The sequence below is a fragment of the Bacillus mycoides genome, from assembly GCF_018742245.1.
Taxonomy (GTDB): domain Bacteria; phylum Bacillota; class Bacilli; order Bacillales; family Bacillaceae_G; genus Bacillus_A; species Bacillus_A cereus_U.
The window spans coordinates 3,601,614-3,623,721 of sequence record NZ_CP036132.1 but is presented as its reverse complement, the minus strand read 5'-3'; the positions used below and the strand labels follow the sequence as shown (position 1 = coordinate 3,623,721).

Here is a 22,108-nt window from a genome sequence, read left to right as displayed (position 1 = left end):
TTTCATGGCTTGGATGTGATAAAGATGATTTGTAGTATGACAGGATTTGGAAGGTCGAAGGTAGAAAACGATACTTTTCAAATAACAGTAGAAATGAAGTCGGTGAACCATCGTTTTTTAGAAATGAGTATTCGGCTTCCGAAGCAAATGATGGTGTTTGAAGACAAGATTCGTAAAATAATTGCAAAGCAAGTTCGCCGTGGACGTATTGAAGTGTCTATTAGTATAACAGGTGAAGGGCTTGTTGAAAGAAAATTAACTGTGAATTGGGAACTTCTTGAACAGTACCAATCCATTATGGAAGATATAAAAGGGAAATTTCAATTACAAGATTCTATTACACTCGGGCAACTAATGGGAATGCCAGAAGTAACGGCAGTTGAAGAAATAGAAAATGTAAATGAACAATTTGAAACCGGTTTATATGAGGCTGTTCGCCAAGCTGCTCATATGTTGAAAACGATGAGAGATGGTGAAGGAGAACGATTACATAAAGATATAGCATATCGTTTGCAAGAGATTCATAATTGTGTAAATGCAATTATTCCACATGCACCAATTGTTACACAAAAATATCGTGAAAGATTAGAAAATCGCTTAAAAGAATTACATAACCAAGATTTAGATGAACAACGATTGTTGACAGAAGTAGCAATATTTGCAGAGCGTTCAGATATTCACGAAGAATTAGTTCGATTACAAAGTCATTTAGATCAATTTCGTGAAGCGCTGCAAATTACAGAGCCTGTTGGAAGGAAAATGGACTTCATTGTGCAAGAGATGCATAGGGAAGTAAATACGATAGGTTCTAAGGCAAATGACTTAACAATTTCAAAATATGTCGTAGAAATGAAAAATAACCTTGAAAAAATTCGTGAACAAGTACAAAATATTGAGTAGCTTTCAAAAAATATATAAAGTTATACGTGGTGGAGAAATCGGATAGACTTACTAGGAGGCGCAAACTATGGCCATGCGGTTTTTAAATATTGGATACGGAAATATTGTATCTGCTCATCGAATTATTGCTATTGTAAGTCCGGAGTCAGCTCCTATTAAACGAACAGTACAGGAAGCGCGTGAACATAATGCTTTGCTTGATGCTACGTATGGGAGAAAAACAAGGGCGGTTATTGTTATGGATGATGGGCATGTAGTATTAAGTCCAATTCAGCCAGAGACGATTGCACATCGTTTGAATAATAAAGAAGATTTAAGTGAGGAAGGGTAGGTTTTACATATTTATGAGAAGTAGAAGAGGATTGCTCATCGTTCTTTCGGGACCTTCTGGTGTCGGGAAAGGAACGGTTCGAAAAGAGCTGTTTAGCCATGAAGACACACGTTTTCAGTACTCTATTTCAGTAACGACACGTAAACCGCGTGAAGGTGAAGTAGATGGTGTGGATTATTTCTTTAAAGAGAGAGAAGAATTTGAAGAAATGATTCGTAATGAAAAGTTACTTGAATGGGCTGAGTTCGTTGGTAATTATTACGGAACACCGATTGATTATGTTGAAAAAACGTTACAAGAAGGAAAAGATGTGTTCTTAGAAATTGAAGTGCAAGGAGCAATTCAAGTTAAGAAAGCCTTCCCTGAAGGTGTATTTATTTTCTTAGCACCTCCAAGTTTATCTGAACTAAAGAACCGAATTGTTGGCCGTGGTACAGAAACTGAAGATGTTATTGAAAATCGTTTAACTGTAGCGAAGGAAGAAATCGAAATGATGGACGCTTATGACTATGTTGTAGAAAACGATCAAGTTGAATTAGCTTGCGACCGAATTAAAGCAATTGTGGTTGGTGAACATTGCCGCCGCGAAAGAGTGGCAAAATACTATAAAGAAATGACGGAGGGTCTATAATTATGTTAAATCCATCAATTGACTCATTATTAACAAAAATCGATTCTAAATATACACTTGTAACAGTAGCTGCAAAGCGTGCACGTGAAATGCAAATTGCTGACAATTGTGTTATTGAAAAGCCTGTTTCTCATAAATGTGTAGGCAAATCATTAGAAGAAATCGATGCAGAAGTATTAAAATATGTACCATGCGATGATAAAATAATCGATTAAGACATTCTTTTCGACAAATTAAAACATAGACTTTATAATTTTCTATGTAACGGTAACAACCTATTTACAAGTAGGTTGTTATTTTTTTACGATAGGGATGAAAAGGAATCGAAAAAGACGGAACGAAATACTGGTACTGACGAGCTGAAAATTCTATTTCAGTAGAATAAGTTTGAAAAAGAAAGAGGACGAGTCATATGCTAAAAGGGAAAAAGATACTTCTATGTGTAACAGGAGGCATTGCAGTTTTTAAAGCGGCTGCGTTAACAAGTAAATTAACACAAGCTGGCGCTCTTGTAAAAGTAATGATGAGTGAGTCGGCAATGAAGTTTGTTACGCCTCTTACATTTCAAGCACTTTCTCGCCATGATGTATATACGGATACGTTTGATGAGAGAGACTCGGCTGTTATCGCTCATATTGATTTAGCGGATTGGGCAGATGTTGTACTTGTTGCACCGGCTACAGCTAATTGCATTGGAAAGTTAGCAGGCGGTATTGCTGATGATATGATTACAACTACTTTGTTAGCTACTACAGCTCCAGTGTGGATTGCACCGGCTATGAATGTGCATATGTATGAAAATAAAATTGTTCAAAAAAACATGATGACGTTAAAAACATTAGGATATACATTTATTGAGCCTGGGGAAGGTTTTTTAGCATGTGGTTATGTAGCAAAAGGAAGACTGGAAGAACCTGAAGCGATTATTGGACGGCTAGAAGAGGCTTTCTCAGAACAAAAACCATTACAAGGAAAGCGAATATTAATAACAGCTGGACCGACACGTGAAAAGATTGATCCGGTTCGTTTTATGACGAATTTTTCTTCTGGAAAGATGGGGTATGCGATCGCAGAAGTTGCAGCAGGCTTAGGTGCTGATGTCATACTTGTGTCAGGACCGACAGCATTAGAGTCACCATTACATGTAACAACAATACAAGTAGAATCTGCACAAGATATGTTAGAGGCAGTCCTTCAACATTATCAGAATGTGGATGTTGTCATCAAAACAGCAGCAGTTGCAGATTACCGCCCAAAATATGTGCATGATAATAAAATGAAAAAGAAAAATGGCGATGCTGTAATTGAATTAGAAAGAACAGTGGATATTTTAAAAACGTTAGGTGAGAAGAAGGACCAACAGTTACTTATCGGTTTTGCAGCTGAAACGACAAACATAGAAGAATACGCAACGAGAAAATTACGTGAGAAAAATGCAAATATGATTGTTGCGAATGACGTGAAAGCGCAAGGAGCTGGGTTTGGTACAGATACAAATATTGTGACAATGTATAGAAAAGATGGAGAAATTATTGAGCTGCCACTTTTAACGAAGAAAGAAGTAGCTCGTGAAATATTAAAGCAAATAGAAATGATGTTAGAAGATGATCGTGTATGAAGTTTGCAAGTGTAATTGTTGATGTACCTGCACGTCAAACAGATCGACCGTTTGATTATATTATCCCTAAAAAATGGGAAGATATTGTGCAAACAGGAATGCGTGTAGTAGTCCCATTCGGTCCGAGGAAATTGCAAGGTTTTATTATTGGCATAAAGGATTCGGTTGATCTAGAAAGTAAAAAGTTAAAAGCGTTGTATGAAATATTAGATGTCACTCCGGTTTTAAATGATGAATTATTAAAGCTTGGGTATTGGCTTACAAGTGAAACGTTATGTTATATGATTTCAGCTTTTCAGGTGATGCTTCCGACGGCGATAAAAGCAACATATAAAAAGCGTCTGCAACTTCGTAACCAAGAAGAAGTTGCGCCAGAAATTCTTTCTTTATTTCAAGGGAAAGAAACGATAGATTGGGAAGCTATCGAAACGCAGCCGCACCTATATCGCACTATTCAACAAGAAATTAAAAATGGTACGACTGAAGTGGTTTATCAAGTAAAGGATAAAGTGCAGAAGAAGAAACAAAGAGTAGTTCAACCGGAGTTACCGGCAGATAAATTGGAATTAGCAGCATTTGAACTGAAAAGTAAAAAACAACAAGACGTACTCTATTATTTTGTAGAAAACTACAAAAGTGTACCGTTAAAAAATTTAACAGAAGAATTACAAATAACAGATGCTCCAATAAAATCACTTGTTAAAAAGGGTCTAATCTCAGAAAAGTATGTAGAAGTATACCGGAATCCGTATGACGATGATGATTTTGAACAAACGAAACCATTTCCGCTTACTGAGGAACAAAAACAAGTAATTACACCGATTTTGTCATCAATTACAAATGAAACTTACAATCCATTTTTACTATATGGTGTTACAGGAAGTGGTAAGACTGAAGTGTATTTACAATCTATAGCAGCGGTGCTCGAGAAAGGAAAAGAAGCAATTGTGCTTGTTCCTGAAATTGCGCTAACGCCCCAGATGGTAGATCGCTTTAAAGGTAGGTTCGGTTCGCAAGTTGCAGTTCTTCACAGTGCGCTTTCTGTTGGAGAAAAGTATGATGAATGGCGCAAAATTTTAAGAAAAGAAGTGAAAGTGGTAGTTGGTGCGCGTTCAGCTATTTTTGCTCCCTTTGAAAATTTAGGAATCATTATTATTGATGAGGAACATGAATCGAGTTATAAGCAAGAAGATAACCCGAAGTATCATGCGAGAGATGTAGCAGTGTGGAGAGGACAATATCATAAGTGTCCAATCGTTCTCGGAAGTGCAACGCCGACACTTGAATCGTTTGCTAGAGCGAAAAAAGGTGTCTATGGGTTGCTTACAATGGGAAAACGTATGAACCAACAAGCTTTGCCGACTGTAGAAATTGTTGATATGCGTGAAGAGCTTCGTGATGGAAATCGCTCAATGTTTTCAAAGGCACTGCATGAAAAAATAGCAGATCGATTAGACAAGAAAGAACAAATGGTTCTCTTTTTAAATAGAAGGGGTCATTCTACGTTTGTGATGTGCCGTGATTGTGGGTATGTCGTACAATGTCCGCATTGTGATATTTCGTTGACATATCACAAAATGAACCATCGTTTAAAATGTCATTATTGTAGTCATGAGGAAAATATGCCAACTGAGTGTCCTGCTTGTAATAGTACGTATATTCGTTTCTTTGGTACAGGGACGCAAAAGGTTGAAGAAGAAATCACAAAACTATTCCCTGAGGCGCGGGTCATTCGAATGGATGTGGATACAACAAGCCGTAAAGGAATGCATGAAAAATTATTAAAGGCGTTTGGTGAAGAGAAAGCAGATATATTACTTGGAACACAAATGATTGCAAAAGGGCTTGATTTTCCGAAGGTGACGCTTGTTGGCGTTTTAACGGCGGATACGATGCTTCATCTACCTGATTTTCGGGCGAGTGAAAAGACGTATCAGCTATTGACACAAGTGAGTGGACGTGCAGGAAGACATGAATTGCCAGGGGAAGTTGTAATTCAAACGTATACGCCGGAACATTACAGTGTAGAATTAGCAAAGAATCAACAATATGATGTATTTTATGAGCACGAAATGCAAATGAGGCGAATGAGACAATATCCGCCATATTACTACGTTGTACTTGTAACTGTATCTCATCCGGAATTATTAAAGGCAGTCCAAGTGACGGAAAAAATTGTCGGTCATTTACGAACGCATTGTTCAAGGCAAACAATGGTGTTAGGGCCGGTTGCTTCAGCAATTCCAAGGATAAAAGATAGATATCGTTACCAATGCATGATAAAATACAAACGGGAACCAAACTTAAAGAACGTGCTCAAAATGGTAAATGAACATTATCAAGCAGAAATGCAAAAAGAGCTACAAATCTCAATTGATTTTAATCCAACAATGTTAATGTAGCGGAGGGAAATATGGCAGTTTTAGAAATTGTAAAGCATCCAAATGAAGTGTTAGAAACATCATGCGAAAGAGTAATTAACTTTGATAAAAAGTTAGTGAAATTGTTAAAAGATATGCATGAAACAATGTTAATTGCAGACGGAGTTGGTCTAGCTGCGCCACAAGTAGGTGTAAGCTTACAAGTTGCTGTTGTTGATATAGGTGATGATACGGGTAAAATTGAATTAATTAATCCTGTTATTTTAGAAAAACGTGGTGAACAAGTAGGTCCCGAAGGCTGCTTAAGCTTTCCGGGACTTTATGGTGAAGTGGAGCGTGCAGATTACATTAAAGTACGTGCGCAAAATCGTCGCGGTAAAATATTTTTATTAGAAGCGGATGACTTCTTAGCGCGTGCAATTCAGCATGAAATCGATCATTTACACGGTGTTTTATTTACATCTAAAGTGAAAAGATATTATGAAGCAGGCGAATTAGAATAGGTTTAAAAGGAGCGGTTTTTGAATGATGAAAGTAGTATTTATGGGGACACCGGACTTTTCTGTGCCGGTGCTTCGTCGTCTTATCGAGGACGGATATGACGTAGTTGGTGTTGTAACGCAACCTGATCGTCCAGTTGGGAGAAAAAAGGTTTTAACACCTACTCCTGTTAAAGTAGAAGCGGAGAAACATGGTATTCCAGTATTACAACCGTTAAAAATTCGTGAAAAAGACGAATATGAAAAAGTATTAGCACTAGAGCCAGACTTAATTGTAACAGCGGCATTTGGACAAATCGTACCGAATGAAATTTTAGAAGCGCCAAAGTATAGATGTATTAATGTCCACGCGTCATTACTTCCAGAACTTCGCGGTGGTGCACCAATTCATTATGCGATCATGGAAGGTAAAGAGAAAACAGGTATTACAATTATGTATATGGTAGAAAAATTAGATGCTGGCGATATATTAACACAAGTAGAAGTAGAAATTGAAGAGCGTGAAACAACAGGTTCATTATTTGATAAGTTAAGCGAAGCAGGAGCACACCTTTTATCTAAAACGGTTCCTTTACTAATTCAGGGTAAACTAGAACCAATTAAACAAAGTGAAGCTGAAGTGACGTTTGCATATAATATTAAACGTGAGCAAGAGATAATTGATTGGACAAAAACAGGTGAAGAAGTATACAATCACATTCGCGGATTGAATCCATGGCCAGTTGCTTATACGACTTTGGCAGGACAGGTTATTAAAGTATGGTGGGGAGAGAAGATCTCTATTACAGAGAAAGCTGAACCAGGTACAATAGTAGCTCTTGAAGAAGATGGATTTGTTGTTGCAACAGGGAATGAGACAGGTGTTAAAATCACTGAATTGCAACCGTCTGGTAAAAAGCGTATGAGTTGTTCACAATTTTTACGTGGAACAAAACCTGAAATTGGTACGAAGTTAGGAGAAAATGCATGAGACAAAATGTTCGTGAGTTAGCTCTGGATGGCTTAATTCAAGTAGAAAAAAGTGGTGCATATAGCAACTTACTTTTAAATAATCTGATTGAAAAAAATACAATTGACAGAAAAGATATTGGTTTATTAACTGAAATGGTATATGGAACAATTCAACGTCGTGACACACTAGATTATTATTTACAACCATTTTTAAGAAAAAAGGTTGAAGCGTGGGTAAGAGTGTTGCTTCGCCTATCTTTATATCAAATGTTATATTTAGACCGAGTTCCCGAAAGAGCGGCTATTCATGAAGCTGTTGAGATTGCAAAGCGTCGTGGGCATAAAGGGATTTCAGGTATGGTGAACGGAGTATTGCGTTCAATTCAGCGAGAAGGTGTACCTTCGTTAGAAGAAATCGAAAATCCAGTAGAACGTCTTGCAATTGCAACGAGTCATCCAATGTGGCTTGTACAAGAATGGGCATCCGAATATGGTTTAGAGACAGCAGAGAAAATGTGTGAAGTAAATATGTTGCCACCTGTACCAACAGCACGTGTAAATGTTGATAAAGTAACGGTAGAAGAAGCGGTTGCGTTATTAGCTGATGAGGGTATAGAAGCAAAACGTGGCGAATTGTCAGAGGATGCAATTCAAATTGAAAGAGGAAATGTCGCACATACAGAAGCGTTCAAAAAAGGTTTCCTTTCTATTCAAGATGAAAGCTCAATGCTTGTAGCACGTGCTTTAGAACCGAATAAAGGAGATGCAGTTCTAGATAGTTGTGCTGCTCCTGGCGGAAAAACAACTCATATTGCAGAGCGTTTGGACGGAACTGGTAAGGTAATGTCGCTTGATTTACACGCACATAAAGTACGTTTAATTGAACAACAGGCGAAGAGACTTGGTTTAGAAAATGTAGAAACGATGGCTTTAGATGCTAGAAAAGTTCAAGAGCATTTTACAAATGAATCTTTTGACAAAATATTAGTAGATGCACCATGTTCTGGTTTTGGTGTTATTAGACGTAAACCTGATATTAAGTTAGGTAAAGATAAGGGCGATAGTGAAAGGTTATCAACGATTCAACTTGCGATACTAGAAAAAATAGCACCATTGTTAAAACAAGGTGGTCGCCTTGTTTATAGTACGTGCACAATTGAAAAAATAGAAAATGAACAAGTAATAAAGCAATTTTTACAAGAGCATCCTGAATTTGAATGGGATACTACGATAAAAGATCGTATGCCAGAAAAGTTAAATCCGTATATTGATGAAGGTCAAGTACGAATTTTACCGCATTATTTTGCAACAGATGGCTTTTATATTGCTTGTTTAAGAAAGAAGGTGTAGCATCATGGAAACGACTGTAAAAAAACAAAAGAAAAATCTAGAGACAAAGAAACCATCAATTTATTCTTTACAACTTCATGAAATGCAAGATTGGTTAAAGGAACAAGGAGAACCTAAGTTCCGTGCAGGACAAATTTTTGATTGGCTATATAAAAAACGTGTAAAAAATTATGAGGATATGTCAAACCTTGCTAAAGGATTGCGCGATAAATTGTCGAATTCCTTTGATATTACTACTTTAAACACTTTAGTAAAACAAACGTCTTCGGATGGAACGATTAAATTCCTATTCCAGTTATACGATGGGTACTCTATTGAAACTGTACTAATGCGACATGAGTATGGAAATTCCATTTGTGTAACAACACAGGTGGGTTGCCGCATTGGCTGTACGTTCTGTGCATCTACACTTGGTGGGTTAAAACGAAACTTAGAGGCTGGAGAAATTGTAGCGCAAGTAGTAGAAGTTCAGCGTGCGCTTGATGAAACAGAAGAACGTGTAAGTTCTCTTGTTGTTATGGGAATTGGAGAACCGTTTGATAATTATGATAACTTAATGTCATTCTTACGCATTGTAAATCATGAAAAAGGAATTCATATTGGTGCAAGACATATGACAGTTTCAACAAGTGGAATTGTTCCAAAAATTTATAAGTTCGCTGAAGAAGATATGCAAATCAATTTTGCGATTTCATTGCATGCTGCAAATACAGAGATACGTTCAAAATTAATGCCGATTAACCGTGCTTATAAGCTACCTGATTTAATGGAAGCTGTTAAATACTATGTAAATAGAACAGGGCGTCGTATTACATTTGAATATGGCTTATTTGGAGGAGAAAATGACCAAGTTGAGCACGCTGAAGAACTTGCTGCACTCTTAAAAGGTGTAAAATGTCATGTAAACTTAATTCCGGTAAACTACGTGCCAGAACGTGATTATGTACGTACGCCACGAGAGCAAATTTTCTTATTTGAAAAGACGCTAAAAGATCGTGGAGTGAATGTAACAATTCGCCGTGAACAAGGTCATGATATTGATGCAGCCTGCGGTCAGTTGCGTGCAAAGGAGCGCAAAGAAGAGACGAGGTGACGAGATGAAAGCCGTGTTTCTATCGGATAAAGGGAAAGTTCGTCAACATAATGAAGATAGTGCAGGAGTTTTTCGCAATTTAGATGGAAATATTTTAGCGGTAGTAGCAGATGGAATGGGAGGTCATCGAGCTGGCGATGTAGCTAGCTCGATGGCTATTCAATTATTCCATGATTATTGGAAGCAAACGCATAATATGAATGAGCCTAAAAAGGTAGAAAAGTGGTTACATACTAACGTTGGAATTATTAATGAGCGCATATATGCTTACTCTCAGCAGCATGTAGAATGTAATGGCATGGGAACAACGGTTATCGTGGCGATTTGTACACCTAGTTTTGTAACAATAGGTCATATAGGAGATAGTCGTTGTTATATGGTATCAGAGGGAGAAATATCGCTTGTAACGGAAGATCACTCACTTGTAAATGAACTTGTTAGGCACGGTGAAATTTCAAAAGAAGATGCAGAATATCACCCGAAAAAGAATGTTCTGTTAAGAGCGTTAGGAACAGAAGAAAAAGTCGGACTAGATGTTAAAACATTGGTGCTCGAAGAAGACGATCAATTGCTTCTTTGCTCTGATGGATTGTCTAACAAAGTCCCTATGGCTGATATGCAACAAATTTTACAATTGAATGAACAGCTCGAGGCGAAGGGAGAGCATCTCATTCAATTAGCAAATGATCGTGGTGGAGAAGATAATATCACCCTCGTTATTATTGATTATGCGGATTCGACAAACGAAAGTAGGTGAAGTGCAACGTGCTGATTGGAAAACGCTTAAATGACCGTTATAAGCTGCTGAAAATGATTGGCGGTGGAGGAATGGCCAATGTATATTTAGCTCATGATGATATACTTGGCCGAGATGTAGCGGTAAAAATATTAAGACTCGACTATTCAAATAATGAAGAGTTTATTAAACGTTTCCATCGAGAAGCGCAATCTGTTACAACGTTGTCGCATCCAAATATTGTGAATATGTATGATGTTGGGGAAGAGGATGGTATATATTATCTTGTAATGGAATATGTACCTGGACGAACATTGAAGCAATACATAATTGATCGAGGGATGTTACCGACAGGAGAAGCTCTTGATATAATGGAGCAGTTAACGTCCGCTATGGCACACGCCCATCATTTTGAGATTGTACATCGCGATATTAAACCACATAATATTTTGATTCGAGATGACGGAGTGATAAAAGTAACAGACTTTGGAATTGCGACAGCTACAAGTGCAGCAACGATTACACATACAAATTCGGTGCTCGGTTCGGTGCATTATTTATCACCAGAACAAGCGCGCGGCGGTATAGCGAATAAACAATCAGATATTTATTCACTTGGGATTGTTATGTTTGAATTGTTAACAGGAAGACAACCGTTTTCTGGTGAATCTGCTGTTGCAATTGCGTTAAAACATTTACAAAATGAAATGCCATCTCCAAAAAGATGGAATGAAAATATTCCACAAAGTGTTGAAAATATTATATTAAAGGCGACTGCGAAAGATCCATTTCATCGATATCAATCTGCTAACGCGATGAAACGAGATATTGAAACAGCACTATACCCAGAACGAATAAATGAACAACCATTTTACATACCAGAAGATATGGAAGCGACGAAAGCGATTCCAATTATTCAACAAGAACAACTATTTCAAAATGTAAGTGATGAAACGATTGTATTAAAAGGAAGTAAAGTGGATGAACAAGTAAGAAAAGAAGAGACTGAATCAGGTAAGAAGAAAAAACGAAGTAATAAATGGCTGAAAGTTTTAATTACAACATTTTTACTTTTAGCAATAGGGATAACCTTAGCACTTACTGTTATTCCAGGCTTCTTTATTCCGAAAGATGTGAAGGTTCCTGATGTGGCTGGAATGAAATATACGACAGCTGTAAATACATTAGTTGAGAAAGGGTTTGAAGTTACTGAACCTAATCTTGTATATACAGATGATGTTGAAGCCGGAAAAGTGATAAAAACAGATCCTATAGCAGGAAGAGTAGTGAAAGAAAACTCTAAAATTACTATCTATCAATCAGGTGGGAAAAAGAAAAGTAAGATGCGTGATTTGACAGGAAAAGATTTCGATAGTATAAGAGCTGAGTTAGAAGAAAAATATAAACAAGTTACAATAAATTATATTGAAAATGATAAGCCGAAAGGTGAAATTGTAGAGCAAATACCAACGCCTGATCAAATGGTTATAGAAGCTGAACAAGAACTGAAAGTTTGGGTAAGTAAAGGACCTTATCAAATAAGACCAGGTGATTTTTCAGGGTGGACTGAAAATAGTGTAAAAGGTTATTTAAATGAAAGAAAGCTCGTTTCTGATATAAAAAGAGAGTATTCAGATACGGTTGATAAAGGCCTTGTTATTTCACAGTTACCAAAGCCTGGGACACCTTTAAAAGAAGGAGATAAAGTATCGATTGTTATCTCTGATGGTCCGAAGCCTAAAGTGACGAAAACGGTAAAAGTGGATAACATTTCTATCCCATATGAAGCTTCTGCAACAGGTGATAAAAAGCCGCAAACAATAGAAATTTATAAAGAAGATATGCAGCAAAAAATGGATAAACCAGTTGAAACGAGAACAATTACTGAGTCAGCGATTATTTCTTTAGAATTTGTAATTCAAGAAGGTGCAAAGGGACACTATAAGATTGTCCGAGATGGAGTAACAATTATGGACAAGGAAGTACCATATCCAGCTCAATAATAGTGAATTCCATCGTCCTTATATAGAAGATGGAATTCATTACTCTTGCCTGTTATGCTGTCTACATCGTGGACTGTATAACAGGCAAAAATATATGATTCAAAAAGCTGTAAAAGTGATACTGTTGTAAATAATATTTCAAATTTGATGGTAGATTAAATATATGAACCTGGATATATATTTGGTGGGCTTTGAAATAATTGTTTAAAGAACTCTAGTCTATTCATATTTAATTGCAGTTTCATTTTATACAAAATAAAGGAGAATTATATGCCAGAAGGAAAAATTGTAAAAGCTCTAAGTGGGTTTTATTATGTGCAGAATGAGGAAGGGATTACACAATGTCGCGGGCGTGGTGTATTTAGAAAGAATAAAATTACACCACTTGTAGGAGACCAAGTTGTTTTTCAAGCGGATAATCCGAATGAAGGTTATGTGTTAGAAGTATTTGATCGAAAAAATGAACTTGTTAGACCTCCTATTGCTAATGTTGATCAAGCTATTCTTGTTTTCTCTGCAGTAGAACCAGATTTTAATCCAGGACTGTTAGATCGATTTTTAGTATTGATTGAATATCATAACATTAAACCGATTATTTGTATTAGTAAGATGGATTTAGTAGATGAAAAAATGAGAGAAACTGTTGAATCTTATGCAAATGATTATCGTGAAATGGGTTATGATGTGTTGTTTACTTCTATAAATACATCGGAAAGTATTGATATTCTGAAACCATTCTTAGAAGGTTGTATTTCCGTCGTTGCAGGCCAATCTGGTGTTGGGAAATCTTCAATGCTAAACGTATTACGTCCAGATTTAGAATTGAAAACTAATGATATTTCTTCACATTTAGGACGTGGAAAGCATACGACAAGACACGTGGAATTAATTACAGTTGGAAGCGGGCTTGTTGCGGATACACCTGGTTTTAGTTCGCTTGATTTCATAGATATAGAGGTAGAAGATCTTACATATTGTTTTCCAGAGTTGAAAGAAGCGAGCCAATACTGTAAATTTAGAGGGTGTACACACCTTGCTGAACCGAAATGCGCGGTGAAAGCTGCGGTTGAAGAAGGCAAGATTACCGAATATCGTTATAAGAATTACAAACAATTCGTAGAAGAAATTAGAGAGAGAAAGCCGAGGTATTAGTCATGATTAAAATTGCACCATCGATTTTATCAGCAGATTTTTCAAGATTAGGGGAAGAGATTAAAGATGTAGAAAAAGGTGGAGCTGACTACATTCACGTCGATGTAATGGATGGACATTTCGTACCAAATATTACGATTGGACCATTAATTGTAGAAGCAATCCGTCCGATTACATCATTACCGTTAGATGTACATTTAATGATTGAAAATCCTGATAACTATATCCCAACTTTCGCAAAAGCGGGAGCTGATATTATTACTGTCCATGTAGAAGCTTGTCCACATCTACATCGTACAATTCAGTTAATTAAATCTCATGACATTAAAGCGGGAGTTGTATTAAATCCACATACTCCAGTTTCAACGATTGAGCATGTATTAGAAGATATAGACATGGTATTACTTATGACAGTAAATCCTGGATTTGGCGGACAGAAATTTATTCATTCTGTATTACCGAAAATCAAACAAGTTGCAGAAATGGTTAAAGAGCGAAATCTACAAGTGGAAATTGAAGTTGATGGTGGTGTCAACGCTGAAACGGCAAGACTTTGTATTGAAGCAGGAGCGAATGTTCTTGTAGCGGGATCAGCAGTATACAATCAAAAAGACCGCGGTGAAGCAATTCGTGTAATTCGCGGATAAAGAATGAACCGTTATCATAGTGAAGCTTCTAGTTCATTAAGACTTCACTATTTATACATGTTAGAGTGGCAAATAAGGAGAAAGGCAATCTACCGAATGGCAGATTGCCTTTTTACAATAGAAGGGGAAGGAAAAATGATTATTCATATTTTAGCGGGAGGACCTGCAGAATACTGCGCAGATTTTTCTCGGTATGAAAATGAAGAAGTAGTTTGGGCGGCCGTTGATAGAGGAGTGTACCGTTTGTTGAAAAGAGGAATCACTCCGGCTGTTGCTTTTGGGGATTATGATTCAGTTACTGATGAGGAATTAGCATGGATGGGACAGCAGACAAATGAATTACATATTGTCCCGCGAGAAAAAGATCAAACAGATTTAGAAATTGCAATTAGCTGGGCTTTAGAACAGAAACCAAAGTTAATTCGTATTTTTGGTGCTACTGGTGGAAGACTTGATCATGGTTTAGCAAATATTCAGATGCTTTTAAAGGGATTAGAAGTAAACATAGAAATGTGTATTGTGGACAATAAAAATGAAATAATGGTGAAAAAGTTTGGTATGTATATAATTGAAGGAAACGAACATTTTCCATACGTATCATTTGTACCAGTTACTGAAAGGGTAGAAGGTATTACACTTCACGGTTTTAAGTACCCTCTTACTAATAAAACAATAGAGTGGGGATCGACACTTTGTATTAGTAATGAACTCATTGAGGAAAAAGGTAATTTTTCATTTACTTCTGGCATATTAATGATGATAAGAAGCACTGATTGAAGAAACAATTTTGCTCCTTGCATCATATAGTGAACAAGTGGAGTAATGGGGATTAGGAGGGAAACCATGAGATTTTATACAATTAAGTTACCTAAATTTCTTGGTGGAATTGTTCGTGCGATGTTAAATACCTTCAAAAAAGACTAAAAAAAGCACCTATTACCGGTGCTTTTTCCATTGGTATAATAAAAAAAGAGCCTAGCGGCTCTTTTTTTTATTATTAAACACGTTCGATTTTGCCAGATTTTAATGCTCTAGCAGAAACGTAAACACGTTGAACTTTTCCGTCGATGCGTACGCGAACTTTTTGAAGGTTAGCGCCCCATTTACGTTTTGTAGCGTTCATTGCGTGAGAACGAGAGTTACCAGAACGAGCTTTTCTTCCAGTGATAGCACAAACACGAGCCATTTATATTTCCCTCCCTTAACTACCGTAACATACGTAATTTTTCAATGTTAGCCTTTTATGCGATGCTAAAAACACTACTATAATTTAACACAACTAAAAAGAGAATGCAACACCGTAGGAAAAAGAAATCAAGAAAAAATACTTGACACTATATGTCAATGAAGAAAAGGTGAAATCAAGAAAAATTGCTTGACATATTATAGTGGTACATGTTGTATAATAACAATGGACTATTTTGCTCATCATAAAAAAATGTAATTTAAAACATAAAATATGAGAGTGAAAAAGAAAGAACGATGGAATTTTCTTTAAAAAGATTATATGATAGTAACTAAAGTAGTCTAGCTCACTTTCACCATTTATGAAGGGGGAAACGAGATGTCAATTGAAATTAAAACGAAGTACGGTCAAATTGATATTAGTACAGATGTAATTGCAACAATTGCTGGAGGTGCCGCAGTAGATTGCTACGGTATCGTAGGTATGGCATCAAAAAATCAGTTAAAAGATGGATTAACAGACATTTTACGAAAAGAAAACTTCACTAGAGGCGTTATTGTTCGTAAAGATGAAGATGAAGTACATATTGATATGTATATTATTGTGAGCTATGGTACGAAAATTTCAGAAGTAGCACATAACGTGCAGACTAAAGTGAAATATACATTAGATCAAACTGTAGGACTAGCAGTAGATTCTGTAAACATCTACGTACAAGGAGTTAAAGTAATAAACTTGTAATGTGCATTAAGGAGGAAAATCTGTGTCAATTCAAAAAATTGATGGAAAACGTTTATCACAAATGATCATTCAAGGAGCCAATAATTTAACAAATAATGTTCAGCTTGTTGATGCATTAAACGTATTTCCAGTTCCAGATGGCGATACCGGTACAAACATGAACTTATCAATGACTTCAGGCGCAAGTGAAGTGAAAGCAAATCCTTCACAGCATGCTGGTAAAGTCGGCGTAAGTTTAGCCAAAGGATTATTAATGGGAGCTCGTGGTAACTCTGGGGTTATTTTATCTCAGTTATTCCGTGGTTTCTCTAAATCCATTGAACAAAAAGAAGAGTTAACGACAGTTGATTTTGCTGCAGCTTTAGAAGCTGGAGTAGAGGCAGCTTACAAAGCGGTTATGAAACCAATTGAAGGAACGATTTTAACGGTTGCAAGAGAAACGGGTAAATATGCAGTGACAGTTGCGAAAAAACAGCGCGACTTTGTTTTGTTTATGGAAGACGTTGTAAAAGAAGCAAACGCATCGTTAAATCGTACGCCAGATTTATTACCTGTATTAAAACAAGTTGGCGTTGTAGATAGCGGTGGTAAAGGTCTTGTTGTTGTATATGAAGGATTTTTAGCTGACTTAAAAGGAGAAACGATTTCTTCTAATGTGCCTGCCCAACCATCTATGAATGACATGGTACGCGCAGAACATCACCGTAGTGTACAAAGCCAATTGAGTACAGAAGATATTAAGTATGGATATTGTACGGAATTCATGGTGAAATTAGAGCCTGAAAAAATGAAGGAACATAATTTCTCTGAACAAAAATTCCGTGAAGATATTAGTGTGTACGGAGATTCACTACTTGTTGTATCGGATGATGAGGTTGTAAAGGTTCATATTCATGCGGAATATCCTGGAGAACCTATGAACTATGGACAACGTTACGGTAGTCTAATTAAGATCAAAGTAGAAAATATGCGTGAACAGCATACTGCTTTATTAGATGAACCTACCATGGTGCCTGAACAAACGAATCAGCCAATAGAGAAACAACCGTATGGTATTGTAACTGTAGCTATGGGATCGGGTATTAAAACTTTATTTGAGAGCATTGGCGCAACGAAAGTTATCGAAGGTGGCCAAACGATGAATCCGAGTACGGAGGATATTGTGAAGGCGATTGAAGAGGCGAATGCTGAAAAAATCATCATCTTACCAAATAACGGGAATATCGTGATGGCAGCAGAACAAGCAGCGTCAGTTGTAGAACAAGAAGTTATTGTTATTCGTTCAAAAACAGTTCCTCAAGGTATGGCTGCAATGTTAGCATTTAATCCAGTTGGAACGCTAGAAGAGAATGAAGAAAACATGAAAGAAGCTTTAGCTCATGTGAAAACAGGTCAGATTACGTATGCTGTTCGTGATACGGAAATTGACGGTGTAGCGATTCAAAAAGATGATTTCATGTGTCTTGCAGATGGGAAAATTGTATCTACAAATGCTGAGAAAGTAGGAGCTGCAAAGCAATTACTAGAAGCGCTAATTGATGAGGATTCTGAAATCGTAACGATCCTGCAAGGTGAAGATGCAACAGATGAAGAAGTGGCTGAATTAGTTGCGTTTGTAGAAGAGAACTTTGAAGATGCTGAAGTAGAAGTACATGCAGGGAACCAACCGGTGTATTCTTTCATCTTCTCTGTAGAATAAGAAAAGATTCGATTTGAAAATAAATGGGTTACTTACTTGCTAATGGATAAGAAATAGTGATATGAAATTTATTACTAGTTTTTATTCAAAAGGCTAGCATATTGATGATGGAAAAGAGCCTTGCTGCTAATAGTGAGGCTCTTTTCTTACGTATTGTACAACTTTGTTTTATCAAGCTATTTGTGGGCAGTAAAACTCCCACCCCTAAATTCGGCTGGAGCAAAGAAGTTAGGGGGGAGATTAACTGCCCGTAAACGCCCGATTGGTGAAGGCTAATAATCAGTGGGGGATGAACAAAACCCCCACTGATTATAGTTTCACTTTATATAGAGGGATTAGAGTAGTTTCTCTTAGAATGCCTATGATAGAATATATAAGGTGAAAGAGAGCGATTACAGATGTCAATGATATTAATGGATAATCAATAGAATGAATCAAAGAAAATAATGTGACGGAGCGTGAGAATCTTGAATGAAGTTGTACAAGTTCCTGTTACGGATGTAAAGGGAATCGGAGGAGAAACATCTGAGTTGTTACACGAGATGGGAATTTATACAGTTTCTCATCTATTAGAACATTTTCCGTACCGCTATGAAGACTATGCGATGAAAGATCTTGCTGAAGTAAAGCATGACGAGCGTGTAACAGTTGAGGGGAAAGTTCATAGTGCTCCTTTACTGCAATATTATGGGAAGAAGAAGTCACGTCTTACAGTTCGTGTTCTCGTCGGTCGTTATTTAATTACAGCTGTATGTTTTAATAGACCATACTATAAACAAAAGTTAAATTTAGATGAAACGGTAACGATTACTGGTAAATGGGATCAGCATCGCCAAACAATTGCTGTATCAGAACTGAATTTTGGACCGGTTGTACGACAACAAGAAGTAGAACCTGTATATTCAGTGAAAGGAAAACTGACAGTAAAACAGATGCGCCGTTTTGTTGCACAAGCATTTAAGGAGTATGGAGATTCTATAGTCGAAGTGTTACCAGATGGTTTGTTAAGTCGATATAAATTATTATCACGCTATGAAGCGCTCAGAGGGTTACATTTTCCAGTGGGACAGGAAGACTTAAAGCAAGCGCGTCGCCGTTTTGTATATGAGGAGTTTTTCTTGTTTCAGTTGAAAATGCAAACATTACGGAAAATGGAAAGGGAAAACTCGAAAGGGACGAAAAAAGAAATTTCATTAGTAGAATTGCAAGAGTTTACTGATGCACTTCCGTTTCCGTTAACTGGTGCACAACGCCGGGTTGTAGATGAAATAATGAAAGATATGATATCTCCGTACCGAATGAATCGATTATTGCAAGGGGATGTAGGTTCTGGGAAAACAGTTGTTGCTGCGATTGCTCTTTATGCGGCGAAATTGGCTCATTATCAAGGTGCTTTGATGGTTCCTACAGAAATTTTAGCCGAACAACATTATCAGTCGCTCGCGGAGACGTTTTCACATTTCGGTATGAAGGTAGAATTGCTAACAAGTTCTGTTAAAGGGGCGAGACGTCGAGAAATTTTGTCGAGATTAGAACAAGGAGAAGTAGACATCCTTGTTGGGACGCACGCTTTAATTCAAGACGAAGTTATATTTCATAGGTTAGGTCTCGTTATTACCGATGAGCAGCATCGATTTGGTGTGGCGCAGCGCCGGGTTTTACGTGAGAAAGGTGAAAGTCCAGATGTGTTGTTTATGACGGCGACCCCAATCCCGCGTACGTTAGCTATCACTGCATTTGGAGAGATGGACGTTTCTATTATCGATGAAATGCCAGCTGGTAGAAAGGTAATCGAAACGTACTGGGCAAAACATGATATGTTAGATCGTGTTCTCGGCTTTGTGGAGAAAGAGATAAAAAAAGGAAGACAGGCATATGTTATTTGCCCTCTTATTGAAGAGTCTGAGAAGCTTGATGTACAAAATGCTATCGACTTACATAGTATGCTGACTCATCATTATCAAGGGAAATGCCAAGTTGGATTAATGCATGGGAGACTATCATCCCAAGAAAAAGAAGAGATAATGGGACAGTTTAGTGAAAATAAAGTGCAAATTCTTGTGTCGACAACGGTTGTTGAAGTAGGTGTGAACGTACCAAATGCGACTGTTATGGTTATTTATGATGCGGAACGTTTCGGTTTATCACAGCTCCATCAGCTGAGGGGGCGTGTTGGGCGTGGTAGTGAACAATCATATTGTTTATTAATTGCGGATCCAAAATCAGAAACGGGAAAAGAAAGAATGCGTATTATGACTGAAACAAATGATGGATTTGTATTGTCAGAAAAAGATTTAGAGTTACGAGGTCCTGGGGATTTCTTTGGAAGTAAGCAAAGTGGTCTACCAGAATTTAAGGTTGCTGATATGGTGCATGATTATCGGGCGTTAGAAACAGCGAGACAAGATGCGGCGATACTAGTTGATTCAGAAGCATTTTGGCATAATGATCAGTATGCTTCGCTGCGTACTTATCTTGATGGGACAGGTGTGTTCCAGGGAGAGAAGCTCGATTAAAAGTAGTCTGCAAAAGTTTTTGTTGCATTCTACTTTTAATGATTATATACTACTTTTAGTACCTAGTCATAAAAATGGATGGTGCGGTATGAAAAAAAGAAGAAGTAAAAAAGAAAGACAAGAATTATTACAACAAACAATAGAAACGAATCCTTTTATAACGGATGAAGATTTAGCAGAAAAATTTCAAGTGAGCATACAAACTGTTCGTCTTGATCGTATGGAATTATCTATTCCTGAATTAAGAGAACGAATTAAGCATGTGGCTACAAAACAACATGAAGAAGACGTGAAATCTTTACCGTTAGAAGAGGTTGTCGGAGAAATTATCGATATAGAATTAGATAGACATGCGATTTCTATCTTTGAAGTAAAGGTAGAACATGTATTTAAAAGAAATCAAATTGCTCGTGGGCATCATTTGTTTGCGCAAGCAAACTCACTAGCTGTTGCGGTTATTGATGAAGAATTAGCTTTAACTGCAAAGTCCACCATTCGATATATTCGTCCTGTAAAATTAGGAGAGCGTGTTGTTGCAAAAGCACGTGTTGAAGATGTAGAGAATGATAAAGGACGGACGGTTGTCAAAGTGCGTAGCTTTGTTGGAGAAGAACTTGTTTTTACAGGCACTTTTGAAATGTATCGATCTAGTAATTATAGTGAGGAAGGTAACAACTTATGAAAATCGCAATAGATGCAATGGGCGGCGATCATGCACCAAAGGCTGTAGTATTAGGAGCAATGAAAGCTATTAAGGAATACTCAGATTTACATATTACGTTAGTAGGGAAAGAAGAGGGAATTCGTCAATATTTAACGAGTGAAGAGCGAATTACTATACTTCATACGGACGAAAAAATTGAATCGACAGACGAACCAGTAAGAGCGGTTCGTCGAAAAAAACAAGCTTCAATGGTACTAGCGGCGCAGCAAGTAAAAGACGGCGTAGCGGATGCTTGTATATCAGCAGGTAGTACAGGAGCTTTGATGGCAGCTGGATTGTTTGTTGTTGGTCGTATGGAAGGAATTGAACGACCAGCTTTATCACCTACAATGCCAACTGTTGATGGAGCAGGTTTTGTTATGTTAGATGTTGGAGCCAACGTTGATGCAAAACCAATTCATTTATATCAATATGCAGTAATGGGCTCTGTTTACGCAGAGAAGGTAAGAGGAATTAAAAATCCACGCGTTGGACTTTTAAACGTTGGAACAGAGGATGGTAAAGGAAACGAGCTTTCAAAACAGGTCTTTGCTATGCTCAAGGATGCACCAATTAATTTCGTTGGAAACGTTGAATCAAGAGATTTATTGCAAGGTGTAGCAGACGTTGTTGTATGTGATGGTTTTACGGGTAATGTAGCGCTAAAATCATTAGAAGGAACAGCACTTGCGTTATTCTCTATGTTAAAAGAACAATTAATGAGTTCGTTTACGAGCAAATTAGCAGCAGCGGTATTAAAACCAAAACTTATGGTATTGAAAGATAAAATGGATTATTCGGAGTATGGAGGAGCGGCGTTGTTTGGATTGAAAGCTCCTGTCATTAAGGCTCACGGTTCTTCTAATGACCAATCGATATTTAGTGCGATTCGTCAAACGAGAGAAATGGTAGCGAAAGAAGTAATTCCTACAATTTCAAGTGTAATGGAGAAGGAGCCGCTTCAATAAGA

22 protein-coding genes are annotated in these 22,108 nt (G+C 37.2%); 21 read left to right on the top strand and 1 reads right to left on the bottom strand.

Going from position 1 to position 22,108, the window contains the following annotated elements; all coding sequences use genetic code 11:
* Positions 1-24: 24 nt before the first annotated feature.
* From EXW56_RS18400 to spoVM, 16 genes are all read left to right on the top strand, one after another.
* Positions 25-900 carry a YicC/YloC family endoribonuclease gene (locus tag EXW56_RS18400; RefSeq protein ID WP_002111404.1) on the top strand — a complete coding sequence of 292 codons (876 nt, stop codon included), beginning with the start codon at positions 25-27 and terminating at the stop codon, positions 898-900.
* Positions 901-967: 67 nt separating this feature from the next.
* Complete coding sequence (gene remA / locus EXW56_RS18395) at positions 968-1,231, top strand: extracellular matrix/biofilm regulator RemA (protein ID WP_001251456.1); 264 nt, start codon at positions 968-970, stop codon at positions 1,229-1,231.
* Between the two features lie 13 nt (positions 1,232-1,244).
* The gene (gene gmk / locus EXW56_RS18390; RefSeq protein WP_001257739.1) at positions 1,245-1,862 is read left to right on the top strand and encodes a guanylate kinase; all 618 of its coding nucleotides are present in this window, start codon (positions 1,245-1,247) and stop codon (positions 1,860-1,862) included.
* A gap of 2 nt (positions 1,863-1,864) precedes the next feature.
* A complete protein-coding gene (gene rpoZ, locus EXW56_RS18385; protein ID WP_002111403.1) occupies positions 1,865-2,077 on the top strand; it encodes a DNA-directed RNA polymerase subunit omega in 213 nt (70 codons plus the stop codon).
* A gap of 197 nt (positions 2,078-2,274) precedes the next feature.
* Positions 2,275-3,480 carry a bifunctional phosphopantothenoylcysteine decarboxylase/phosphopantothenate--cysteine ligase CoaBC gene (gene coaBC, locus EXW56_RS18380; protein WP_002199530.1) on the top strand — a complete coding sequence of 402 codons (1,206 nt, stop codon included), beginning with the start codon at positions 2,275-2,277 and terminating at the stop codon, positions 3,478-3,480.
* On the top strand, positions 3,477-5,882 hold the full coding sequence (gene priA / locus EXW56_RS18375; RefSeq protein ID WP_215596837.1) for a primosomal protein N': 2,406 nt from the start codon (positions 3,477-3,479) through the stop codon (positions 5,880-5,882). The genes coaBC and priA overlap by 4 nt, the downstream gene beginning before the upstream one ends.
* 11 nt (positions 5,883-5,893) lie before the next feature.
* Positions 5,894-6,364 (top strand): peptide deformylase, encoded by a 471-nt coding sequence (def, locus tag EXW56_RS18370; protein ID WP_002111400.1) that lies wholly within the window; start codon positions 5,894-5,896, stop codon positions 6,362-6,364.
* Positions 6,365-6,386: 22 nt separating this feature from the next.
* Positions 6,387-7,331, top strand: a complete 945-nt coding sequence (gene fmt, locus EXW56_RS18365) for a methionyl-tRNA formyltransferase (RefSeq protein WP_002160723.1) — start codon at positions 6,387-6,389, stop codon at positions 7,329-7,331.
* Positions 7,328-8,662, top strand: coding sequence for a 16S rRNA (cytosine(967)-C(5))-methyltransferase RsmB (gene rsmB, locus EXW56_RS18360; RefSeq protein ID WP_215596836.1), 1,335 nt, complete (start codon positions 7,328-7,330; stop codon positions 8,660-8,662). The genes fmt and rsmB overlap by 4 nt, the downstream gene beginning before the upstream one ends.
* Before the next feature lie 4 nt (positions 8,663-8,666).
* Entirely contained in the window at positions 8,667-9,755 is a 1,089-nt protein-coding gene (gene rlmN / locus EXW56_RS18355) for a dual-specificity RNA methyltransferase RlmN (protein WP_002014500.1), read from the top strand.
* Between the two features lie 4 nt (positions 9,756-9,759).
* Entirely contained in the window at positions 9,760-10,512 is a 753-nt protein-coding gene (locus EXW56_RS18350) for a Stp1/IreP family PP2C-type Ser/Thr phosphatase (RefSeq protein ID WP_002146076.1), read from the top strand.
* Positions 10,513-10,520: 8 nt separating this feature from the next.
* Entirely contained in the window at positions 10,521-12,494 is a 1,974-nt protein-coding gene (gene pknB, locus EXW56_RS18345) for a Stk1 family PASTA domain-containing Ser/Thr kinase (RefSeq protein ID WP_215596835.1), read from the top strand.
* Between the two features lie 270 nt (positions 12,495-12,764).
* Positions 12,765-13,646 carry a ribosome small subunit-dependent GTPase A gene (gene rsgA, locus EXW56_RS18340; protein WP_002014503.1) on the top strand — a complete coding sequence of 294 codons (882 nt, stop codon included), beginning with the start codon at positions 12,765-12,767 and terminating at the stop codon, positions 13,644-13,646.
* 2 nt (positions 13,647-13,648) lie between these two features.
* Positions 13,649-14,293 carry a ribulose-phosphate 3-epimerase gene (gene rpe / locus EXW56_RS18335; RefSeq protein WP_002111395.1) on the top strand — a complete coding sequence of 215 codons (645 nt, stop codon included), beginning with the start codon at positions 13,649-13,651 and terminating at the stop codon, positions 14,291-14,293.
* A gap of 96 nt (positions 14,294-14,389) precedes the next feature.
* Positions 14,390-15,070 (top strand): thiamine diphosphokinase, encoded by a 681-nt coding sequence (locus EXW56_RS18330; RefSeq protein ID WP_033714868.1) that lies wholly within the window; start codon positions 14,390-14,392, stop codon positions 15,068-15,070.
* A 66-nt stretch (positions 15,071-15,136) separates the two neighbouring features.
* The gene (spoVM, locus tag EXW56_RS18325) at positions 15,137-15,217 is read left to right on the top strand and encodes a stage V sporulation protein SpoVM (protein ID WP_001213599.1); all 81 of its coding nucleotides are present in this window, start codon (positions 15,137-15,139) and stop codon (positions 15,215-15,217) included.
* Between the two features lie 73 nt (positions 15,218-15,290).
* Here spoVM and rpmB read toward each other — a convergent pair whose 3' ends face one another.
* A complete protein-coding gene (gene rpmB, locus EXW56_RS18320; protein ID WP_000124776.1) occupies positions 15,291-15,479 on the bottom strand; it encodes a 50S ribosomal protein L28 in 189 nt (62 codons plus the stop codon).
* Positions 15,480-15,857: 378 nt separating this feature from the next.
* Here rpmB and EXW56_RS18315 point away from each other — a divergent pair, with 378 nt between their 5' ends.
* The 5 genes from EXW56_RS18315 to plsX all read left to right on the top strand — a co-directional run bounded on the left by EXW56_RS18315 (position 15,858) and on the right by plsX (position 22,106).
* Positions 15,858-16,220: an Asp23/Gls24 family envelope stress response protein gene (locus EXW56_RS18315; RefSeq protein WP_000021109.1), complete on the top strand. Its 363-nt coding sequence runs from the start codon at positions 15,858-15,860 to the stop codon at positions 16,218-16,220.
* 22 nt (positions 16,221-16,242) lie between these two features.
* Entirely contained in the window at positions 16,243-17,919 is a 1,677-nt protein-coding gene (locus EXW56_RS18310) for a DAK2 domain-containing protein (protein WP_215596834.1), read from the top strand.
* Positions 17,920-18,386: 467 nt separating this feature from the next.
* Positions 18,387-20,435 carry an ATP-dependent DNA helicase RecG gene (gene recG, locus EXW56_RS18305; RefSeq protein WP_002014510.1) on the top strand — a complete coding sequence of 683 codons (2,049 nt, stop codon included), beginning with the start codon at positions 18,387-18,389 and terminating at the stop codon, positions 20,433-20,435.
* A gap of 88 nt (positions 20,436-20,523) precedes the next feature.
* Complete coding sequence (fapR, locus tag EXW56_RS18300; protein WP_000747352.1) at positions 20,524-21,117, top strand: transcription factor FapR; 594 nt, start codon at positions 20,524-20,526, stop codon at positions 21,115-21,117.
* Positions 21,114-22,106 (top strand): phosphate acyltransferase PlsX, encoded by a 993-nt coding sequence (gene plsX, locus EXW56_RS18295; protein ID WP_002199537.1) that lies wholly within the window; start codon positions 21,114-21,116, stop codon positions 22,104-22,106. Before fapR ends, plsX begins: the two co-directional genes overlap by 4 nt.
* Positions 22,107-22,108 lie beyond the last annotated feature (2 nt).